18 protein-coding genes and 2 tRNA genes are annotated in these 18,760 nt (G+C 62.3%); 13 read left to right on the top strand and 7 right to left on the bottom strand.

What is annotated here, in order from left to right; all coding sequences use genetic code 11:
* Positions 1 to 32 precede the first annotated feature (32 nt).
* Both ACS0VV_RS11535 and ACS0VV_RS11530 read right to left on the bottom strand, forming a co-directional pair.
* Positions 33 to 108 (bottom strand) — tRNA-Thr (locus tag ACS0VV_RS11535).
* A gap of 22 nt (positions 109 to 130) precedes the next feature.
* Positions 131 to 204 (bottom strand) — tRNA-Cys (locus ACS0VV_RS11530).
* Between the two features lie 211 nt (positions 205 to 415).
* Here ACS0VV_RS11530 and ACS0VV_RS11525 point away from each other — a divergent pair.
* A complete protein-coding gene (locus tag ACS0VV_RS11525; protein ID WP_483532842.1) occupies positions 416 to 706 on the top strand; it encodes a PilZ domain-containing protein in 291 nt (96 codons plus the stop codon).
* 38 nt (positions 707 to 744) lie between these two features.
* Here ACS0VV_RS11525 and ACS0VV_RS11520 read toward each other — a convergent pair whose 3' ends face one another.
* A complete protein-coding gene (locus ACS0VV_RS11520) occupies positions 745 to 1,494 on the bottom strand; it encodes a winged helix-turn-helix transcriptional regulator (RefSeq protein ID WP_483532841.1) in 750 nt (249 codons plus the stop codon).
* 99 nt (positions 1,495 to 1,593) lie between these two features.
* Entirely contained in the window at positions 1,594 to 2,793 is a 1,200-nt protein-coding gene (locus ACS0VV_RS11515) for an LL-diaminopimelate aminotransferase (protein ID WP_483533541.1), read from the bottom strand.
* Between the two features lie 178 nt (positions 2,794 to 2,971).
* On the opposite strand from ACS0VV_RS11515, the gene ACS0VV_RS11510 reads away from it, so the two are divergent.
* The 5 genes from ACS0VV_RS11510 (at position 2,972) to lptG (ending at position 8,855) form a co-directional block, all read left to right on the top strand.
* On the top strand, positions 2,972 to 4,846 hold the full coding sequence (locus tag ACS0VV_RS11510; RefSeq protein ID WP_483532840.1) for a PHA/PHB synthase family protein: 1,875 nt from the start codon (positions 2,972 to 2,974) through the stop codon (positions 4,844 to 4,846).
* Positions 4,847 to 4,995: 149 nt separating this feature from the next.
* A complete protein-coding gene (locus ACS0VV_RS11505) occupies positions 4,996 to 5,754 on the top strand; it encodes a phasin family protein (RefSeq protein ID WP_483532839.1) in 759 nt (252 codons plus the stop codon).
* A 226-nt stretch (positions 5,755 to 5,980) separates the two neighbouring features.
* Positions 5,981 to 6,367 (top strand): ATP-dependent Clp protease adapter ClpS, encoded by a 387-nt coding sequence (gene clpS, locus ACS0VV_RS11500; RefSeq protein ID WP_483532838.1) that lies wholly within the window; start codon positions 5,981 to 5,983, stop codon positions 6,365 to 6,367.
* Between the two features lie 99 nt (positions 6,368 to 6,466).
* A complete protein-coding gene (locus tag ACS0VV_RS11495; protein WP_483533540.1) occupies positions 6,467 to 7,768 on the top strand; it encodes an LptF/LptG family permease in 1,302 nt (433 codons plus the stop codon).
* The gene (lptG, locus tag ACS0VV_RS11490; protein WP_483532837.1) at positions 7,758 to 8,855 is read left to right on the top strand and encodes an LPS export ABC transporter permease LptG; all 1,098 of its coding nucleotides are present in this window, start codon (positions 7,758 to 7,760) and stop codon (positions 8,853 to 8,855) included. Before ACS0VV_RS11495 ends, lptG begins: the two co-directional genes overlap by 11 nt.
* Positions 8,856 to 8,981: 126 nt before the next feature.
* Here the strand turns inward: lptG and ACS0VV_RS11485 are convergent, their stop codons facing one another.
* Entirely contained in the window at positions 8,982 to 10,067 is a 1,086-nt protein-coding gene (locus tag ACS0VV_RS11485) for a fatty acid desaturase family protein (protein ID WP_483532836.1), read from the bottom strand.
* Positions 10,068 to 10,156: 89 nt separating this feature from the next.
* Here ACS0VV_RS11485 and ACS0VV_RS11480 point away from each other — a divergent pair, with 89 nt between their 5' ends.
* The 3 genes from ACS0VV_RS11480 to ACS0VV_RS11470 all read left to right on the top strand — a co-directional run bounded on the left by ACS0VV_RS11480 (position 10,157) and on the right by ACS0VV_RS11470 (position 13,028).
* On the top strand, positions 10,157 to 11,359 hold the full coding sequence (locus ACS0VV_RS11480) for an N-acetyltransferase (RefSeq protein WP_483533539.1): 1,203 nt from the start codon (positions 10,157 to 10,159) through the stop codon (positions 11,357 to 11,359).
* Between the two features lie 91 nt (positions 11,360 to 11,450).
* Entirely contained in the window at positions 11,451 to 11,903 is a 453-nt protein-coding gene (locus ACS0VV_RS11475) for a response regulator (RefSeq protein ID WP_483532835.1), read from the top strand.
* A 333-nt stretch (positions 11,904 to 12,236) separates the two neighbouring features.
* Entirely contained in the window at positions 12,237 to 13,028 is a 792-nt protein-coding gene (locus ACS0VV_RS11470) for a response regulator (protein ID WP_483532834.1), read from the top strand.
* On the opposite strand, the gene ACS0VV_RS11465 is transcribed toward ACS0VV_RS11470, so the two are convergent.
* Positions 13,025 to 14,434 (bottom strand): MATE family efflux transporter, encoded by a 1,410-nt coding sequence (locus ACS0VV_RS11465; RefSeq protein ID WP_483532833.1) that lies wholly within the window; start codon positions 14,432 to 14,434, stop codon positions 13,025 to 13,027. The two genes, ACS0VV_RS11470 and ACS0VV_RS11465, sit on opposite strands and share 4 nt — an antisense overlap.
* A gap of 120 nt (positions 14,435 to 14,554) precedes the next feature.
* Between ACS0VV_RS11465 and ACS0VV_RS11460 the strand changes: the two genes are divergently transcribed.
* Complete coding sequence (locus tag ACS0VV_RS11460; RefSeq protein ID WP_483532832.1) at positions 14,555 to 15,130, top strand: (2Fe-2S)-binding protein; 576 nt, start codon at positions 14,555 to 14,557, stop codon at positions 15,128 to 15,130.
* Positions 15,131 to 15,286: 156 nt separating this feature from the next.
* On the opposite strand, the gene ACS0VV_RS11455 is transcribed toward ACS0VV_RS11460, so the two are convergent.
* Positions 15,287 to 17,344, bottom strand: coding sequence for a TonB-dependent receptor (locus ACS0VV_RS11455; protein ID WP_483532831.1), 2,058 nt, complete (start codon positions 17,342 to 17,344; stop codon positions 15,287 to 15,289).
* Between ACS0VV_RS11455 and ACS0VV_RS11450 the strand changes: the two genes are divergently transcribed.
* The 3 genes from ACS0VV_RS11450 to ACS0VV_RS11440 all read left to right on the top strand — a co-directional run bounded on the left by ACS0VV_RS11450 (position 17,331) and on the right by ACS0VV_RS11440 (position 18,740).
* A complete protein-coding gene (locus ACS0VV_RS11450) occupies positions 17,331 to 17,501 on the top strand; it encodes a hypothetical protein (protein WP_483532830.1) in 171 nt (56 codons plus the stop codon). The genes ACS0VV_RS11455 and ACS0VV_RS11450 overlap by 14 nt on opposite strands.
* Before the next feature lie 187 nt (positions 17,502 to 17,688).
* On the top strand, positions 17,689 to 18,033 hold the full coding sequence (gene arsC, locus ACS0VV_RS11445; protein ID WP_483532829.1) for an arsenate reductase (glutaredoxin): 345 nt from the start codon (positions 17,689 to 17,691) through the stop codon (positions 18,031 to 18,033).
* An 80-nt stretch (positions 18,034 to 18,113) separates the two neighbouring features.
* Positions 18,114 to 18,740, top strand: a complete 627-nt coding sequence (locus tag ACS0VV_RS11440) for a class I SAM-dependent methyltransferase (RefSeq protein ID WP_483532828.1) — start codon at positions 18,114 to 18,116, stop codon at positions 18,738 to 18,740.
* Positions 18,741 to 18,760: the final 20 nt, after the last annotated feature.

Below are 18,760 nucleotides of genomic sequence, written 5' to 3'. Positions count from 1 at the left end.
GCGCGAAGGCACGCGCTTGGCGGTTCGGGTGGTGGTGCCGCTTACGTGACTCGAACACGTGACCCCATCATTACGAATGATGTGCTCTACCAACTGAGCTAAAGCGGCACATTCCCATTGCCGGGAAGTTTGGAGGCCCGAGCCGGAATCGAACCGGCGTCTTCGGATTTGCAATCCGCTGCGTCACCATTCCGCCATCGGGCCAGAAGGCGCGCCACCTAACGCAGGCGGGGCGAAGGTGCAATGCCCTTCGTGCGCCGCAGCGCAGAAACATCCCTAGCACCGCCTTAACGCATCTTTTGAGCAATGGCTTAGCGCTTCTGGTGAAGAGCGGGTAAACGGCTTTGCAACCTGTGCGAGGCATATTCTTCCCGTCACCTCCCGCCACAGCGGGGCGGTAATCGAAAGGCAGTCCATGGTTTCGCTCGCAGTCGGGGAAAAGCAGACCTTGCGCGTCCGGTGCCGCACGCGGCGCGGGATGAGCGCCGATCTGCAAGTGCTCGACCTGTCGATTGGCGGGGCCATGGTCGAAGCGCAGGGCTGGACCGTGGAACCGGGAGACCGCGTGCTGGTGACGCTGCCCGGTCTAAGCGCGCAACCGGCGGAGCTGGTGTGGCGCGAGGACGGGCGCGCAGGGCTCGCTTTCGAGCAGCCGCTCCACGAAACGGTGTTTGACCGGTTTGCAGGGATGCTGCGCGCAGGCTGACGCTGTTGCACTGCCGTGCGCCGTCCCTTTGACTAACGCTATTCCGAATCGATCCGTGTCCAGCCGAGTTCGCGCAAGTAGCGGTCGAGCGCGTCGCCCTCCGCCGGGCGGCTGGCGCGCATAAAGCCGCTCGGTTCGGCCAAACGATAGCCGCCTTGCGGCACCGTCTCCACCAACCCTTCGCAGCCTGCCAATGCGAGCTTTGAACGCAGCCGCGAAATATGCACTTCAACGCTGTTGGTCTCGGGCTCGTGGCTCAAGCGCCAGACATCTTCGAGCAATTGCTTGCGCGTCACCCGTTCGCCTGGAACATCGGCGAGCCGCCACAGCACGCCGAATTCGCGCGGATGGAGGCTGAGCCAGCGTGCGCCGAGCCGCGCGTCGCGGTGAAACAGGTCGAGCGTGAGCGGCCCGGTATCGCGCCATCGCGGCAGCATCCCGAACATATCGGCGACACGGCGGGCGCGGGCCTGCAATTCGTGGAGGCCGGTTGTCGCCGGTAGCGCCTCGGCGCAGCCGCGATTGATGAGCTCTGCGCGTTCCTTCGGGTCCTCTACGCCAAGCAGGATGAGCCGCCATGCCGGACGGTCCGATTCGGCCAACGCCAACCGCTCTGCCGGAGTGAGCGCGCGCGTGTCGCAGATCAGCACATGGCGGCATTCGGCGCGGCATCCGCCCTTGCCGCCGCACAATTCCCAATCTAGCGCCGCCAGATCCCAGCGCGCGGGCGGTTGCGCATGCGGGGCGATCCAGCCGAAGAATTGCGGGGCAGGCTTGCGAGTGACCATGGCCTATCCATGCCATCGGGAACGCGCCGTGCCCATGGGCAAGTCACCTGCTGCGCAAAGCTGCGTAGCGGCAGTCCGGCTGCATCCGACCGCCCGGCATCACCCGCTAGGCGTGTTGACGCCCTTGCTTTGCAGATAGCGCTTCACGTTGCGCGCCGCCTGCCGGAGCCGCTGTTCGTTTTCGACCATGGCGATGCGGACATAGCCTTCGCCATCCTCGCCATACCCAACGCCGGGGGCGACCGCGACCTGCGCTTCGGTGAGCAATTGCTTGGAGAATTCGAGGCTGCCCATGTCTTTCAGCGCCGGCGGCAAGGGTGCCCAGGCGAACATACTGGCGGGCGGCGGCGGGATATCCCAACCGGCGCGGCCAAACGCCTCCACCATCACATCGCGCCGCCGGTGATACATCAGCCTGTTCTGTTCGACATAATCCTGCGGGCCATTGAGCGCGGCGCAGGCGGCGGCCTGGATGGGTGTGAACGCCCCGTAATCGATATAGCTTTTGACGCGGGTGAGCGCGGAAATGAGCGTGCGGTTACCCACCGCAAAGCCCATGCGCCAGCCAGCCATGCCGAAGGTTTTGGAGAGGCTGGTAAACTCGATCGCCACATCCTTCGCGCCCTTGGCCTGCAGAATGGAGACGGTGGGCTTGCCGTCGTAATACAGCTCCGAATAGGCGAGGTCGGACAGCACCCAGATCTTGTGGAACTTGGCCCAGTCGACCAGCCGCTCGTAGAATTCGAGATCCACCGTTTCGGCGGTAGGGTTCGACGGGAAATTGACCACCAGAATCGTGGGGCGCGGGACGGTGAAGGTCATCGCCTGTTCCAGCGCCTTCCAGTAATTCTCGTCGGGCGTGGTCGGCACGCTGCGGATCGAGGCGCCGGCAATGATGAAGCCGAAGGTGTGGATCGGATAGCTGGGATTGGGCGCAAGGATCGTGTCCCCCGGCGCGGTGATCGCAGTGGCGAGGCTGGCGAGGCCCTCCTTCGAACCCAGCGTCACGATCACTTCGCTTTCGGGATCGAGATCAACGCCAAAGCGGCGGGCGTAGTAGTCCGACTGCGCACGGCGCAGGCCGGGAATGCCTTTCGACTGCGAGTATCCATGCGCATCGGGTTTCGCTGCAACTTCGCACAGCTTGTCGATCACGTGCTGGGGAGGGGGCTGGTCGGGATTGCCCATGCCAAGGTCGATAATGTCGCGCCCTTCCGCCCGCGCGGCCGCCCGCATCGCGTTCACTTCGGCGATGACATAGGGGGGCAGGCGTTTGATGCGGTAGAACTCTTGGTCCATCATCGGGGAGGCAGTCCTTGGTTGGTGCGATAAAAATGGCGCGAATGCGGGCTCAAATGAACGAAAGTTTCGTTCGGCGCAACGGAACCTTTGTGTCTGCGCGCATTCGGCGGCCTCGCAATGCTATGCGCGCTTTGTCTATCTGCACTTCGCACGAAATTGGGCTATAGGCAGGGCCATGAGCGACAAGACCACATCCGGAACGGGCGACGGACAGGATGCTGCCGATATCTTCACCGAAATGCTGCGCATCCAGGGTGAGGCGGCGAGGCAGCTGATGCAGACGGTCGCTCCGGGCGCGGAAGACCGCTTGCCCGACCATGCCGCTATCGATGCCATGGGCGCGGCGATGATGGAGTTTCAGGCGACCTGGCTGCAATTCTGGCTGCCCAAAGACCAGCAGCCTGCGCCGATGCTTTCTAGCCCGGCGAACTGGATGGAGGCGATGCGCAAATGGACCGCCGCCATGCCTGCATTGAGCCCGACAGCGCAGCAGCAATTGTGGTCCGAAAGCTTCGAGCTGTGGCAGAACGTGCTGGCGCAATATTCTGCGGACGGGGAAGAGGCAGACCCGCAGCTGCCGCGCCGCGACCGGCGCTTTTCGGACAAGGCGTGGCGCGAGCAACCGGTGTTCGCACTTATCCACCAGACCTATCTGCTCATTGCCGAGAAGCTCAATGCCGGGATCGAAAGCGCCGAGGGGCTGAGCGAGGAGGATCGCAAGAACCTCCGCTTCGCCACGCAGAACGTGCTCGACGCGATGAGCCCTGCCAATTTCCCGATGATGAACCCCGTCGTGCTCGAACGCACGATGGAGACGGGCGGCGAGAATATCGTGCGCGGGCTGGAGCGGCTGACGGGTGATCTCGAAAAGGGCCAGCTGACGCATACCGACACCAGCCAGTTCGAAGTCGGCGGCAATATAGCCACGACGCCGGGCAAGGTGGTGTATGAAACGCCGCTGTTCCAGCTGATCCAGTATGCGCCCAGCACCGACACGGCGATCGAAACCCCGCTGGTGATCTTCCCGCCATGGATCAACCGCTTCTACATTCTCGACCTCAATGCGAAGAAGAGCTTCGTCAAATGGGCGGTCGATCAGGGTCTGACCGTGTTCATGGTCAGCTGGAAAAGCGCTGACGAAAGCCTGGTCGATGTGGATTGGGACGACTATTTCCTCGCGCAGATGGAAGCCATCGACGTGGTGCGCGATCGGCTGAAAGTGCCCAGCGTCCACACGATCGGCTATTGCGTGGCGGGCACGACTTTGGCTGGCACGCTCGCCGTGCTGGCGCGGCGGGGTGAAGCGGAGAAGGTGAAGAGCGCGACGTTCTTCACTGCGCAGGTCGACTTCACCCATGCGGGCGATTTGAAACTGTTTGTCGATGACGGGAAGCTCGAATTCATCCGGCAGGCGAGCAAGGGCGGCTATCTTGACGGGCGCTATCTGGCGGCGACGTTCAATATGCTGCGCGGGTCGGACCTGATCTGGAATTACGTGGTGAACCACTATTTGCTGGGCGAGGATTATCCGGCTTTCGACCTGCTCTACTGGAACGGCGACGTCACCAATCTGCCCGCCAAATGGCACGCGGCCTATTTGCGCGATCTCTACCGCGACAATCTGCTGGTCGAGCCCGATGCGGTGGGCGTGGCGGGAACGCCGATTGATCTGACCAAGGTGCAAACGCCCAGCTATGTGCAGGCGGGCCGCGAGGACCACATCGCGCCGCCTTCCAGCGTGTGGAAGCTGACCGAGCATTTCTCCGGCCCCATCCGCTTTGTGTTGGCGGGCAGTGGGCATATTGCAGGCGTGGTCAATCCCCCGGCAGCGGGCAAATACCAGTATTGGACCAATGAAGGGGAGTTCGACTCGCTCGAAAGCTTTATCGAAGGCGCGCAAGAGACACCCGGCAGTTGGTGGCCCGACTGGTTCACGTGGATCGAAAGCCAGGATCCGAAGCGTGTCAAAGCGGCTGGCAAGCGCAAGCCCGGCGGGCGCGGCGACACGGTGATCGAGGATGCCCCCGGCCGCTACGTAAAATCGCGCTAGGCATGCGTATGCGTAGAAATATGCCGTAAAATCAGAGCCTGTACGACTTTTGTGCAGTGCACAATAATTCTTGACTTCGCAGCTGCACAAACATATATTGTGCAGTGCAACAAGGGATCGCAATGGAGCGTCCCGGAAGCGAGGATTGTATGGCCACCAAAAAGGCAACCACCAAAGCTCCGGTGAAAACCGAAGAGAATGCTGAGAAGGCTTACGCCGATGCATCGGCGGCGGTGACGGCTGAAAAGGCGGCTCCGGCAAAGGCGCCGGCTGCCAAACCGGCTCCCGCGAAGAAGGCTCCGGCAAAGGCCAAGGCTGCTCCCAAGAAGGCAGTCGCCCCGAAAGCCGCGACCAAGAAAACCGTAACCAAGAAAACTGCTGCGAAGAAAACGCCTGCTGCAAAGAAGGCGCCCGCAGCCAAGACCCAACCCACTGTTACCCAGCTCAAGGAAAAGATTATGGCTACCAAAGCTACCGATTACACCGCCGTCGTCACCGACACGATGACCGACGCCATGAAGGAAATGCAGGATCGTGCGCAGTCTGCTTACGACAAGGGCACCGAAGCAGTCACCGAAATGACCGAATTCGCCAAGGGCAATGTCGAAGCCGTTGTCGAAAGCGGCAAGATTCTGGCCGAAGGTGTGCAGACCATGGGCAAGACCTATGCCGACGAAGCCAAGACGGTTTATGAAACCATGACCGCCGACCTCAAGGAAATGGCTGCGATCAAGAGCCCGACCGAGCTGTTCCAGCTGCAGGGCAAGATCCTTCGTCGCAACTTCGATGCGCTGGTTGCTACCACCTCGAAGAACACCGACGCCGCCGTGAAGCTGGCCAACGACGTTGCCGCCCCGATCTCGGGCCGCGTGAACGTTGCCGCTGAAAAGCTTTCGAAGGTCGCATAACCTAACGAATCCCGCCGCTCCGCCACCCTCCTCTCCCTTCGGCGGACGGCACGCTTCGGGCCGGGCAGCAGCAGCTGTCCGGCCCGTTTGCTTTGGCGCGCCCAGTTAAGCCGCAATGCCGCGTAGGAATTTCGTAAGCGCCAACCGCTATCTCTCGGGCGTTACGGAATATAGTTCCTAAGCCCCCTTGCAGCCGGTGCCCGCGATACGATATTTGCCTTTTCCGATGACAGTTTCTCCCCCGCATAAGCTTGGCCAGAACTGGGCCGTGACCGCCGCCGATGAGGATGGCGATGATGCGGGTGTGGGCGAAGGCGAAGGGCAGGTCGGCGTCGCCACCAAAACCCGCGCCAAGTCCAAAAAGCCGAGCCAGTACAAGGTGCTGATGCTCAACGACGATTACACGCCGATGGAATTTGTCGTGCTCGTCCTGAAACGCTTCTTCCGCATGGATCTGGAACAGGCGACCCGCGTGATGCTGCACGTCCACCAGCGCGGTGTCGGCGTGTGCGGTATCTTCCCCTATGAAGTCGCCGAAACCAAAGTGAACCAGGTGATGGACTTCGCCCGCCAGAACCAGCATCCGCTGCAATGTACGCTGGAAAAGGCGTGAGCGTAGCCCAGCGAATTCTACAGGCTTCAAGCGGGGGCTGACCTCCTGCAAAAATGCCGCTAGGGCAGGGTGCAATCGCTGCATAATCGAGTGAACCTGTTGTCCCGCTTCATCACCGCTGCTGACCGTTACATTTTCCGGCTCACGATTGTGCCGATGGTGGGCGTGTTCATTCTTGCGGCCAGCCTGCTGATGCTGGAGCAGATGCTGCGATTGTTCGAATTTGTCAGTTCCGAAGGCGGCCCGATCAATGTCGTCTTCCGGATGCTGATGAACCTCATTCCCGAATATGCCGGGTTGTCGATCCCGCTGGGGCTGCTGCTCGGCGTGCTGCTGGCGTTCCGCAAGCTGGCGACGTCGAGCGAGCTCGATGTGATGCGCGCGGTCGGCTGGTCTTACACGCGGCTGCTGCGGGTGCCCTATCTGTTGACGCTGGGGCTGGTGGCGCTCAATTTCGCGATTGTCGGCTATATCCAGCCGCGCGCGCATTTCGATTACCAGGAGCTGCAGTTCGAATTGCGCTCGGGCGCTTTGGGTGCGTCGATCAAGGTCGGCGAATTCAACGTCATCCAGGACCGGATGGCCTTGCGCATCGAGGGCAGTCAGGACGAGGGCCGCCAGCTTGACGGCATCTTCGCGCGGCTGGCGGATGATGACGGGCAGGTGCTGTCGATCTCGGCCCGCCACGGGCGCTTCCTCGCCAATCGGGAGGATCGCAACACGATCATCCTGCGGCTGGTGGATGGCACGATTGTCCACGAAGTGCCCGAAGGCCCGCCGCGCGTGCTCAGCTTCACCCAGCATGACCTCCCGATCGACCTGCCGGCGCTCGAACAATTCCGCGAGCGGGGTGAGAGCGAGCGTGAATATCTGCTGCCCGAACTGCTCGAGATCGGCTGGAGCGAGGACAGCAGTGCAGAGGCACGCATCGCCAGCCAGGCGGTGTTCAATTATCGCATGGTCGAAGTGGTGATGATGCTGATGCTGCCGCTGCTCGCGGTCTCGCTCGCCATCCCACCCAAACGCTCTACCAGCGCGCTGGGCGTGTTCCTGTCGATCATCATTGTGGTGAGTTATCACAAGATCAACCAGTACGGATCGGAAGTCGCCGCCATTGGCCAGCTTGATCCCTTCCTCGCGCTGTGGGGGCCGTTTGCGGTGCTCGCGGCGCTGATCTTCTGGATGTATTATCAGGTTGCCTTCGTGCCGGGCGGGCGGCCCATCGGATTCCTTGAAAAGGCCTATTCGAAGATCGGCCGCGCGCTCAGCAAGCTGTTCGGGCGCAACCGGCTGAAAGGCGTGGTGCCCGAGGGCGAGTTTGGCACGGAGGACGATCAGGCGATGCAGCAGGCCGAATTGGCCGAAAGCGGTGCCTTGAAGGGAGCTGCGGGTGCTGCTTGATTTCTTCCCTTCGCGGCGACTGACGCTATACCTCACCAAGATGTTCGCGGTGCGCATTATCGCCGTGCTGGCAATGCTGGTGCTGGTGTTGATGTCGCTCGATCTGCTGGGCAAGACGGGTAACATCCTTGCGGTCGAAGGCAATGGCAATGCCGAGCTGTGGACGTATGTCTCGCTTCGCGTGCCGCAGCTGGTGGCGCGTTTCCTGCCCTATTCGGTGCTGCTGGCGACGATCATCACACTGGCGGGGCTGAACCAGAATTCCGAGGTGATCGCGATGAAGGCGGCGGGGCTGTCCGCGCACCAGATCCTCGCACCGCTGCTGCTGCTGGGCGTGGTGATTGCGGGCGTCTCTTTCGCGTTTAACGAGCGTATCGTCACCCGTGCCACCGCGACTCTGAAAGCGTGGGAGGACGTGGAATATGCCGCCATCCCTGCAACGCCCGACACGCGCGGCAATGTCTATTTCAGCGACGGGTCGAGCGTGCTGATGGCACGCAGTGCGAGCGGGCGCGGCGAGGCAACGGTGCTGAGCGACGTCACCTATTACAGCCGCGATGGCAATGGCATGATCGTGCGGCAGGTGAGCGCCGAGCGCGCGACCTTCGCCAATCCCGGCTGGCAGATGGAGGACGCAACAGGCTTTGTCGTCGCCACCGCCGAAGCGAGCGATCTGGGCACGGTCGTCATGGCCGAGGGCGTCACCATCGGTCAGGTCGAGCTGGGCCGCGTCGATCCCGATGGCGAGACTTTGGCGCAATTGGGCGAGAGCATCGAAGCACTGCAATCAGCGGGCCGCCGCACCGACGAACTCGAAGCCAAATGGTGGCACAAGATCGCAGGGCCGCTGTCTGCGATCCTGATGCCGCTGCTGGGCGCGGTGGCGGGTTTCGGCCTCGCGCGCTCGGGCAATCTTTTTCTGCGCGCGGTGATCGGGATGTTTCTGGGCTTTGCCTATTTCGTGGTCGACAATGCCGCGCTCGCTATGGGCAGCTTCGGCGGATACCCGCCACTGCTTGCGGCATGGGCGCCGTTCTTCCTGTTCCTGTTCGTCGGCGAGACGGTGCTGGTGCGGACGGAGGAGTAGCGGCCCGCCTTAAAAGGTCGCGCAAAAAAGCCCTTCCCCTTGGGGAAGGGTTGGGATGGGGGTTCGACCTCACTGGCGTAGCACCCCCACCCCCGGCCCCTCCCCAAGGGGAGTGGAGAGCGAGGACTAACCCCGCCGCCCCATCGTGCTTTTCGCGATGCGGCCCACCAGCGGCCACATTCCCTTGTGGCTCGCCTCGTCGAAAGTCGAGCCTGCGCCCAGATGCGCGCTGATGCGTTTGTGGGCTTCGTGCAGCGAGTGATAAGGGAGCGAGGGCATCAAATGGTGCGTCGCGTGATAGCGCAGGCCGACAGGTGCCCACAGGCCGGCAATCCAGTGCGGGACATTGACGCTGTCGAGATATTGCGCGGTCACCGTCATCGCCTCGCCGTCATTCTCCCACAGATGCGCGACCAGCGTGCGCAGCTGGTTGAAGGTCGCCACCGCGCCCGTCACCACCATGGCGACCAGCAGTGGCTTCCAGCCGAGCCAGAACGGTGTGCTCATAAGGAACAGCGCCCACAGGCTGCATCCGACCTGCTGGAACAGGAACCAGTTGCGGTCTTTCTCGTCAGCGGGACGGCGGCGGAATTCGGGATTGATGGCGAGGGTGGAGAACCGCTCCCACGCGAAACGGCGCACGGCGGGGATCATCACGCCGATGGGCGCAAGAATGCCCCAGCGCACCACCAGCGCAATCGGCGCGAGCGCGGCGATGAGGACGAAGAAGGGCAGGCTCCACGGCTTCATCAGCGCGAGCGGCATATATTCGGGATCTTCCGCCGTGCCATAACGCTGGCGCGAATGGTGGATGCGGTGCGGGCTGTCATACATCAGGCTCGGCGTGAGCATCGGAATGCCCACCACCAGATTCCACGCCGTACGGAAACCGGGCAGCGCGTCGCGGTGCAGATGGCTGATTTCGTGGATGAACAGCAGCGCACGATACAGCGGGTAAATCGCCAGCACACCGCTCAGCACGGCGAGCCAGGTCGGCTCCAGCAGAATGGCACCCGCGAGCAAAGCATATCCCGCAAAGGCGCTCACCAGCATATCGGGCCAGTAGATTTCGGGGCGGGCTTTGTCGATGTCGCGCGTCAACTGCGCGGCGGCTTTCAGCATCGCCTTGTCATCGGGAATATCGGCGTGCACACGGCGGCGCTCTACGGAAGGGCCGGTATGCACATTATCGGGTGATGTCGCCGGGTTCATGACGATGGTCTGCTCTTTACGCTTTCCAAGTGTTCCACAGCGCTTGGCTTCAAACCGTTGCGGCGCGGCGCACGCTTGTTATGACGCCCATGACACAAAACGTGCTGCTCGCAGCTGAACGAAGGACGCCGGAATTGGCCGCTGAAATAGAGATTGTGCCCGTTGCGGGCAAGTCCGACCTCAATGCATTTATCGATTGCGCTTATCGACTGAATGCGAATGACCCCAATTGGGTGCCGCCCTTGCACGCCGATATGGTTGAGCTGCTGACGCCGGGGAAGAACCCGTTTCACGATCACGCCAAGGTGCAATTGTTCCTCGCTAGGCGCGGCAGAGAGGTCGTCGGGCGCATTTCCGCGCATTATGACGAGCTGGCGCTCGCCCAGCCGCCCGAGCAGGGGATGGGACCGGGAACGGGCAATTGGGGGCTGATGGAAGCGACGGACGAGGCCGTGATGGCCGCGCTGATCGCCCGCGCCGAGCAATGGCTGCGCGAACAGGGGATGACCCGCGTGCTCGCGCCGATCAGCCTTTCGGTGTGGGAAGAGCCGGGGCTGCTGGTGAAAGGCCACGATCACCCGCCCATGCTGCTGATGGGGCACCACAACGCCGCCTATGAAGGCTGGGTGGAGCGCCAAGGCTATGACGTGGCCAAGCGGCTTTACACCTATGATCTGCACAATGTGCGCGACGGCTTTCCCGAGCTGGTGAACCGCATCGTCGCATCGGGCGAACGCAGCAGCAAGATCAAGGTGCGGCCCGTGGACACGTCGCGCTTTGCCGAGGAGGCGGATATCATCCTCGATATTCTCAATTCCGCATGGTCGAAAAACTGGGGCTTTGTGCCCTTTACCGAACGTGAAAAGGCCTATGGCGGCAAGAAGCTGAAACCGCTGATCCAAGCGGGCGCGAATATGATTGCCGAAGTCGATGGCAAGCCGGCCGCCTTCATGCTCGCATGGCCCGATATCAATCTGAAGCTCAAGGATTTTGACGGCAAGCTCTTCCCCTTCAACTGGGCTAAGCTGCTGTGGTGGCTGCGCAATCCGGATTCGAAGAACTGGCGCGTGCCGCTGATGGGCGTGGTGCCCGAATACCAGAACACGCGGCTCGCCAGCCAGCTGGCCTTTATGATGATCGAATATATCCGCCGCTATGCCGTGGCCGAGCACGGGGCGCAGCGGGCGGAGGTCGGCTGGATTCTGGAAGACAATCAGGGGATGGTTGCCATCGCCGATGCGATCGAATCCAAGATCAACCGCGAATACCGGATTTACGAAAAGACGCTATAAGGCCGCGCACCGGGGCGCTTGCTAGCGGGAACCGGGAGCCTATCGAGCAGTTGCGCTGAAGGGTGCGGTGGGCGCATCGGGAGCGACTGCCATGGCTGCGCCAAAGCGAATTCAGGCATCAGAGGAAGAGACGCCCGAGGACGGCGGCCTTCGGCCATTCCGGCGCGTTCTGCTGGCCGAGGATGATGCGGTTCTGGCGCTCGCGCTGGAGGATGCCTTCCTGCGCGCTGGGACAAGCGAAGTTATTGTCTGCGGTTCCATGCAGGCCAGCAAGGATGCGCTGGTCGATGGGCCGCGCCCCGATGCCATGGTGCTCGATGTGCATCTGGCAGACCGCGACGATGGCTGGGCGCTCGCCGAACTCGTTACCATGCTCGGACCCAAGCCGCCGCGCATTGCCTTCTCGACCGGTTCGCCGGAAGCAATCCCGGACAAGATCGCGGCGTTGGGCACGGTGTTCGAAAAGCCCTACGAACCCGACGCGCTGGTGCGCTGCATGATGGAGCGCAGCAAGCGCGGCCTGATCGCGCGGCTGCTGGGCTGATTGCCGCTGCGGCAACGTTGGATTGCAAAGCCCCTCAAGAAGCTGAACCGCCAAATCTGGCGCGTGGAAATTAAAAGGCCCCCGCTCCGGTTAAGAGCGAGGGCCTTTCGGGATCATGTCACCTGCCGATTTGGACGGGAGGGGGGGGTCTTCGGCGGTGACAAAAAGAAAATGCCCGCCCCTCGACTCGGTTCCCGGCGATGCAAAAATATTTTTGCGCACTCCCGGAACACCCATTTCGCGCGCAAAGACCGCAAAACCATTGGCGCCGGGTGGAACCGCCGCGCGCACCGGGCGTTGCCCTTGCATCATCCATTCCGGGAAGGGTTTCCTATGTCCATCGGTGCCGAAGTTGCGGCTCATCTTCCGTTCTTGCGCCGCTACGCCCGCGCGCTCACCGGCTCGCAGTCAACCGGCGATGCTTTCGTCCAGGCAACACTCGAGGCGGCGCTAGCCGACGAAGAGCTTGCCGGATCGCTGCGCGGCGGCCGCGTGCCGCTGTATGCCGCCTTTTCGCGCGTGTGGTCGAGCGCCTATCTCGAAGTCGCCGATCCCCAACAAACAGGGAGCGTGCACGAAATCGCTGCGCAGGGCCAGTTGCGCCGCATCACCCCGCTCAACCGTCAGGCTTTGCTGCTGACGACGGTGGAGGATTTCTCCTCCGCCGATGCAGCTGCGATCATGGGGATTGCGCCCACAGAGGTAGACACGCTCGTGCGCGAAGCCGTTGAAGAGATCGACCGCGAAACAAGCACCAGCGTGCTCATCATCGAAGATGAACCGCTTATCTCGATGCAGTTGGAAGATCTGGTGCGCGCGCTCGGTCACGATATTTGCGGCACAGCGGCCACTCGCACGCAGGCACAGGAAGTTGTGGCGCAGCAGACACCGGGTCTGGTGCTTGCCGATATCCAGCTGGCGGATGGTTCGTCCGGGCTTGATGCGGTGGACGATATTCTCGCGCTGGCGAGCGTGCCGGTGATCTTCATCACCGCCTATCCCGAACGCTTGCTCACCGGCGACCGGCCGGAACCGACCTATCTGATTACCAAACCGTTTCAGGAAGATACGGTGCGTGCCGCGATCAGTCAGGCGCTGTTTTTCGGGTCCACCCGCCCGCTCTAACGTTCGGGCGTGGCAGGCACCTTGTGCCACAGCGCCCACCACGCAATAGCCGCCGCCGCCAATCCGCCGAGCAGATTGGCGGCCAGTTCGGCATAGAAGATCGCTTCGGTACCCAGTGCCGCGCGGGCCAGCCATGCGATGGGGATCATCACCAGCAGCACGCGCGACAGCGATAGCGCCAATGCGCTCGACGCGCGGTCGATGGCGTTCAGCGCGCCGTTGACGACAATCAGCACGCCGTAACCGGCATAGCCCCACACCGAAATCGCCAGATATTGCACCGTAGCATCGGTCACCTGGCGGTCATCGCTGAACAGGCTCGCGAACCAGTCGGCAAACAGGAACAGGCCGCTTGCCGCGATCAGCGCATAGCCGACCGCCCAGCCACAGGCTTGCAACAGCGCGCTGCGCGCCCGCGCATGTGCTTCTGCTCCCCAGTTCTGCCCGACGATAGCGCCGATTGAGGCCGAAAGGGCGAGCAAGGGCACCACCGCGAAACTTTGCAACCGTCCGCCTGTGCCGAACCCCGCCACCGCTGCCTGCCCCTCCGCCGCCAATAACGCTGTCAGCACTGCCAGACCGGCAGGATTGATCGCATTGGTGAAGGCGGCAGGTGCCGCGACGCGGGTGATCGCAGCGAGCTGCTTGCTCCACTGGCAATTGCGGACCGATCCCGGCGCGAAGGGCAGATCGAGCCGGCCGAGCAGCCAATAGGCAAAGCCGATGGCCGCCAGCCAGCCGCCAATGGTCGCATAGGCCGCGCCTGCGATTCCGTAACCGGCAAAGCCGAATGCGCCGGTAATCAGCAGCGGGTCGAGCACCCAGTTCGCCGCCGAATAGACGATCAGCACCGCTGTATTGCTCTTCGCCGCGCCCTGTCCGCGCATCACGCCGGTCATCCCCATCATCGTCATCATCAGCGGAAAGCCGAGCGCAAAGGGCGCCATGAATTCGTCGATCAGCGGCAGGATGGCGGCATCGGCCTGCATCAGCACAAAGAGCGGTTCGCGCAATGCGAAAAGCGCCACGCCAATGGCCAGCCCGGCCAGCAGGCCAAGGAGCATTCCCAGATTGGCGCGGGCCAGCGCGCGGTCGTGGTCACCTTCGCCCAGCGCGCGCGCTACCACCGAGTTGATGCCCACCATCACTCCGACGCCCAGGCTGGAAAGCGCGGTGATGACGGGGAAGATAAAGCTGATCGCCGCCAGTTCCGCGCCGCCCAACTGGCCGATGAAATAGGCGTCGATCACGCTCACCGACATGATCGCGGCGACGCCGATGATGGCGGGCGCGGTCTGGCCGAGCAGATGTCCGGCGATTGAGCCTTGAACAAGCTTGGCGCGGGAGGAGGTTTCGGGAGCAGTTGGGTCGGACGTTGCAACGTCGCTCGGTGTGGCCGCGCTCATGCCAATGCTCTAGCTGGCCCAGCACGGTTGGCAATGGGGAGATATGCCCCGCGCATCTCGACATTGCCCGCACGATCGGCAAAACGGTCTCAACCACGGTTTCGGAGCGCGAATTTCCCCATGCCCGCAATGACGGTGAATGACAGGCCGGTGTCCTTCGATATGGATCCGCAGACGCCGCTGCTGTGGGCGCTGCGCGATGCGGCCAATCTGACCGGCACCAAATATGGCTGCGGCGCGGGCGATTGCGGTGCGTGCATGGTGCTGATCGACGGGGAGGCGCTGCGTTCCTGCCTTGTCACCATTGCCGAGGCCGAGGGGCGTTTCATCACCACCATCGAAGGGCTGAGCCGCGACCGCTCGCATCCGGTGCAGCAGGCGCTGGTGGCCGAACAGGCAATCCAGTGCGGCTTCTGCACGCCGGGTATAGCGATGGCCGCCGCCGCGCTGATTGCCAAGAATGCTGACCCGAGCGAGGACGATATCCGCGCGGCGATCCCCAATCTGTGCCGCTGCGGGGTTTACCCGCGCTTGATTGCCGCTGTGCAACGCGCGGGCCGCGTCACCCGCCGCCAGGAACGCATCAGCGCCGCGCCCGCTCCGGGAATTGACCCGGCGGACGCGGCGCGTGCCGTTCCCGCCATGGACCCTTCGGGGGGAGAGGGCGCTGGCGAGGTTGGAGAGAGCGGGGACTAAAGGGGGACTATCCCCGCTCTCCATAAGCAAAAGCCGGTGTTGCCGGCTAAAGCCTTTAAAGCCCTTCCCTTGGGGGAAGGGTTGGGATGGGGGTTCGACGCTCAATTGGCGTGGCACCCCCACCCCTAGTCCCTCCCCACGGGGAGGGGAGCATAGTCAGAACCGCCCGCTAATCGCAAAGCGCGCATTGAGCGGTGCGCCCACGCTCACCTCATGCGTGCTGTGCGAATTGGGGAAGTAGAGCGTGTCGGTCAGGTTCTCGACATTCACCTGCAGGCGCAGATTTTCCGAAACATCATAGCTGATCGAGGCATCGAGACGGGTGTAAGCGGGCATTACCGGGCGTGTGGTCACGCTGTCGCCATTGAGGCCGGTATAGGTGACATTGCCGTTACTCGCGAAGCTGTCGCCTTGATGCGTGAGGCCAAGGCCGAGGCTCAACCCGTCGGTTACTTCGACCTGGTTCCAGATCGAGAAGGTGTTTTCGGGCAATTCGCGCGGACGCAGCCCTTCATTGCCGAAGGCATCGACCTGCGCCCCGTCGAGATAGCTGTAGCCTGCCGAGACATACCAGCCCGGCGTTACTTCGCCTACCAGCGACAGCTCGAAACCGTGGATCGCAGAATCGATCACGTCGAGCGTGGCCGGATCATTGTCAGCGGGTTGCGGCGAGCTTTGTTCGATTTCAAAGATGGCGGCGGTGAGGCTCAGCCCGTCGACAAAATCCCATTTCACCCCCGCTTCCAGATTGGTGAAGATATCGGGCGCCAGCGCGTTGGCGCTGCCATTGATATCGGTGAACTGTTCGCCCGAACGCGGCAGGAAGCTTTCGGAATAGCTGGCGTAGAAGGAGATATTTTCTGCCGGTTTCAGAATGATGCCGCCGCGCGGGGAGATTTCCTCGTCGGTGCGGCTGCGCTGTTCGCCCGACACCACATTGTCGACATCAATCGCAAAGCTGTCGAACCGCGCGCCCAGAATGACGTGCAGCCAGTCGGTCACTTCGATCTCGTCTTGGATGTAGAGCGAAACCACATCCAGCGTCACGCGCGTGTCGTCATTCAGATCGACAGTGTAATCGTTGCGCGTGGTAAGGCCTGCTGCGTTGGTGCCGAGATTGTCGCGCAGCGCCAAGGGGCGGGCGATCGTGAAAATCTCGTTATCGTCCTGCGTCCGGTCCCAGAAGGTATTGAAGCGGAACTGGTCGGAGCCGGTATTGATATATTCGCCGCCGACAATCAGCGTGTGGTGCGTGCCTGCCACGTCGAAATCGCTGATAAGATTGCCTGACAGGATCAGGTTCTGCCGTTGGGTCGCGTCGATATAGCCATCCAGCGTGACGACATCGGGCGTGCGCAGCGGGTTATAGCCCGAGGGATAGACGTTGACGTAGACCTTGTCGTAATCACCGTAGAAGGCGCTGAACACGCCTTTCAGATTGTCCGAAAAGCGGTGCTGCAGGTTGGCGCGCAGCACATGGGCTTCCAGCTCGTGGTAATTCTGCTCGGGATCGGCAAAGACGATATCGGAGAATGCTTCGACCGGACGGCCATCGGCACCGGTGGGGATGCCGCGATCGATAAAGCGGTTGTGATCGATATATTCGTAGGACAGGTCGATCACCGTGCCCGCGCCCGGCTGGAAGCGCAGGGTGGGATTGATGCCGATCCGCTCGCCTTCGTAGAAATCGCGATGGTTGGCGAGGCTTTCAAACGAGGCATTGAGGCGGAAAGCCGCATTGTCGCTGAGCGACAGGTTGAGATCGCTCTGGATGGCGAATTCGCCGAACGTATCAAGCGCGATCTGCCCGGCGGCAAAGTTTTCGCCGATTTCGCCCTTCTTGGTGACGCGGTTGATGATCCCGCCAGTGCCGCCGCGCCCGAACAGCAGCGCATTGGGGCCGCGCAGCACCTCTACCTGCTCCAGATTATACAGGCCGCGATAATATTGCACATCGTCGCGCTGGCCATCGACGAAGAAATCGGCTGTGGAACGCACGCCGCGGAACACCACGGCATCGCGGTGGCCTTCGCCTTGCGAGGTGGTGATGCCGGGCGTGTAATCGACGATCTGGCCGATACTGGTGAAGCCGCGCTGCTCGATCTCGTCGGCGGTGACGATGGAAAGGCTCTGCGGCACATTGATGATCGGGGTGGGGGTGCGCAAAGCGGTAACCTGGTCGGAATAAAGCACTTCGCCGGTGACGATAATCACATCGTCGGGATCGACGGCAGTGTCGGTAGTGGCGACCGGCGCGCCGCCATTTGTGGCGGAATCGGTGATGGACGCTGAGGTTTGCCCTTCCTGCGCGGCGGCGGGCAGCGCGATGGCGGCGGCGCTGGCGAACAGGGCGAGGCGGATGGCGGTGTAACGAATGGTACTTCCCCTACGAGTTATCTCTTGAGTCGCTATTGCGAGTGATTTGCAAGAAGGTTCTTATTGCGAATGATTTGCACTGGCAACAGGGAATACGGCCTTGCGGCAGAATTTTTCGCACCTAGGTATTTGGGCCACTATCCGGTTTACATCTCCGGTCGCGGAAGAGGAGCGCAAAACTCGTGAAAGCAACGATCTGGCACAATCCGAAATGCGGCACCTCGCGCAACACGCTGGCGATCCTGCAGGAACGCGAAGGGGTGGAGGTCGAAGTGATCGAATATCTCAAGAGCCCGCCAAGCCGCGACAAGCTGGCCCAGCTCTTCGCCGATGCCGGGATGGCGCCAGCGCAAGGGCTGCGCCTGCGCGGCACCGATGCGGTGGCGCGCGGCCTGCCCGACGCCGATGACGACACCGTGCTCGACGCAATGGCGGCGGAGCCGATCCTTATCGAACGCCCGCTGGTGGAAACCGCCAAGGGTGTGCGCCTGTGCCGTCCCAAGGAGCGGGTCGAGGAAATCCTCTAACCGCGCGCCTCGCGGCTTGCATTCGTCGCGGCACAATGCGAACGCATGAGTTACAAATTGCAAAGGGTTCGATTTTAGCGATGAGCAGCAATGACTTCGCGCGCAAACAGCGCGTCGGCCTCGGCACCCGGATCAAGCGGTTTCTCGGCCCGGCCGGTGTCTTCCTCAAAGGCTTCATCGACGAACCGCGCATGGTCGGATCGGTCATTCCATCCTCGCGCGCGACGATCAATGCGATGCTCGCACCGGTCGATTGGGCGAATACCAAACTGTTTGTCGAATACGGCCCCGGCGTCGGTACCTTCTGCCAGCCGATCCTCGACCGGCTCCCTCGTGATGGCGAGCTGCTGGTGATCGACACCAACCCGCTGTTTATCGACTATCTGAAAAAGACAATCCGCGACAGCCGCTTCCATGCCGTGCTTGGTTCCGCCGAGGATGTGGAGGACATCGTCCGGATGATCGGCCACGAGAAAGCCGACTATGTCCTCTCCGGCCTGCCCTTCTCCACGCTGCCCGAAGGCGTGGGCGAGGCGATTGTCGCCGCCACCGGACGGGTGATCCGCAAAGGCGGCGCCTTCATGACCTACCAGTTCAAAGGCGCGGCGCGGGATCTGACGGCAGAAGTCTTCCCCAAGGTGGAAACCGGTTATGTCTGGTGGAACATCCCGCCCTGCATCCTTGCCTGGGGCTGGCAGACGGCCTGAACGGGCCGACTGATCCTCCC

The organism is Aurantiacibacter sp. KMU-128 (assembly GCF_056933515.1).
Note: the sequence above shows the minus strand (reverse complement) of the source record. Positions and strands in the feature narration are given on the sequence as shown.

Bases quoted from the DNA above. Each gene is read 5' to 3' on its own strand.
- ACS0VV_RS11475 (WP_483532835.1), top strand. From the start codon at position 11,451: ATGGCTGCGCCAAAGCGAATTCAGGCATCAGAGGAAGAGACGCCCGAG.
- ACS0VV_RS11465 (WP_483532833.1), bottom strand. From the start codon at position 14,434: ATGAGCGCGGCCACACCGAGCGACGTTGCAACGTCCGACCCAACTGCT.
- ACS0VV_RS11480 (WP_483533539.1), top strand. From the start codon at position 10,157: ATGACACAAAACGTGCTGCTCGCAGCTGAACGAAGGACGCCGGAATTG.
- ACS0VV_RS11505 (WP_483532839.1), top strand. From the start codon at position 4,996: ATGGCCACCAAAAAGGCAACCACCAAAGCTCCGGTGAAAACCGAAGAG.
- ACS0VV_RS11510 (WP_483532840.1), top strand. From the start codon at position 2,972: ATGAGCGACAAGACCACATCCGGAACGGGCGACGGACAGGATGCTGCC.
- clpS (WP_483532838.1), top strand. From the start codon at position 5,981: ATGACAGTTTCTCCCCCGCATAAGCTTGGCCAGAACTGGGCCGTGACC.
- ACS0VV_RS11460 (WP_483532832.1), top strand. From the start codon at position 14,555: ATGCCCGCAATGACGGTGAATGACAGGCCGGTGTCCTTCGATATGGAT.
- ACS0VV_RS11515 (WP_483533541.1), bottom strand. From the start codon at position 2,793: ATGGACCAAGAGTTCTACCGCATCAAACGCCTGCCCCCCTATGTCATC.
- ACS0VV_RS11520 (WP_483532841.1), bottom strand. From the start codon at position 1,494: ATGGTCACTCGCAAGCCTGCCCCGCAATTCTTCGGCTGGATCGCCCCG.
- ACS0VV_RS11525 (WP_483532842.1), top strand. From the start codon at position 416: ATGGTTTCGCTCGCAGTCGGGGAAAAGCAGACCTTGCGCGTCCGGTGC.
- ACS0VV_RS11470 (WP_483532834.1), top strand. From the start codon at position 12,237: ATGTCCATCGGTGCCGAAGTTGCGGCTCATCTTCCGTTCTTGCGCCGC.
- ACS0VV_RS11440 (WP_483532828.1), top strand. From the start codon at position 18,114: ATGAGCAGCAATGACTTCGCGCGCAAACAGCGCGTCGGCCTCGGCACC.
- ACS0VV_RS11485 (WP_483532836.1), bottom strand. From the start codon at position 10,067: ATGAACCCGGCGACATCACCCGATAATGTGCATACCGGCCCTTCCGTA.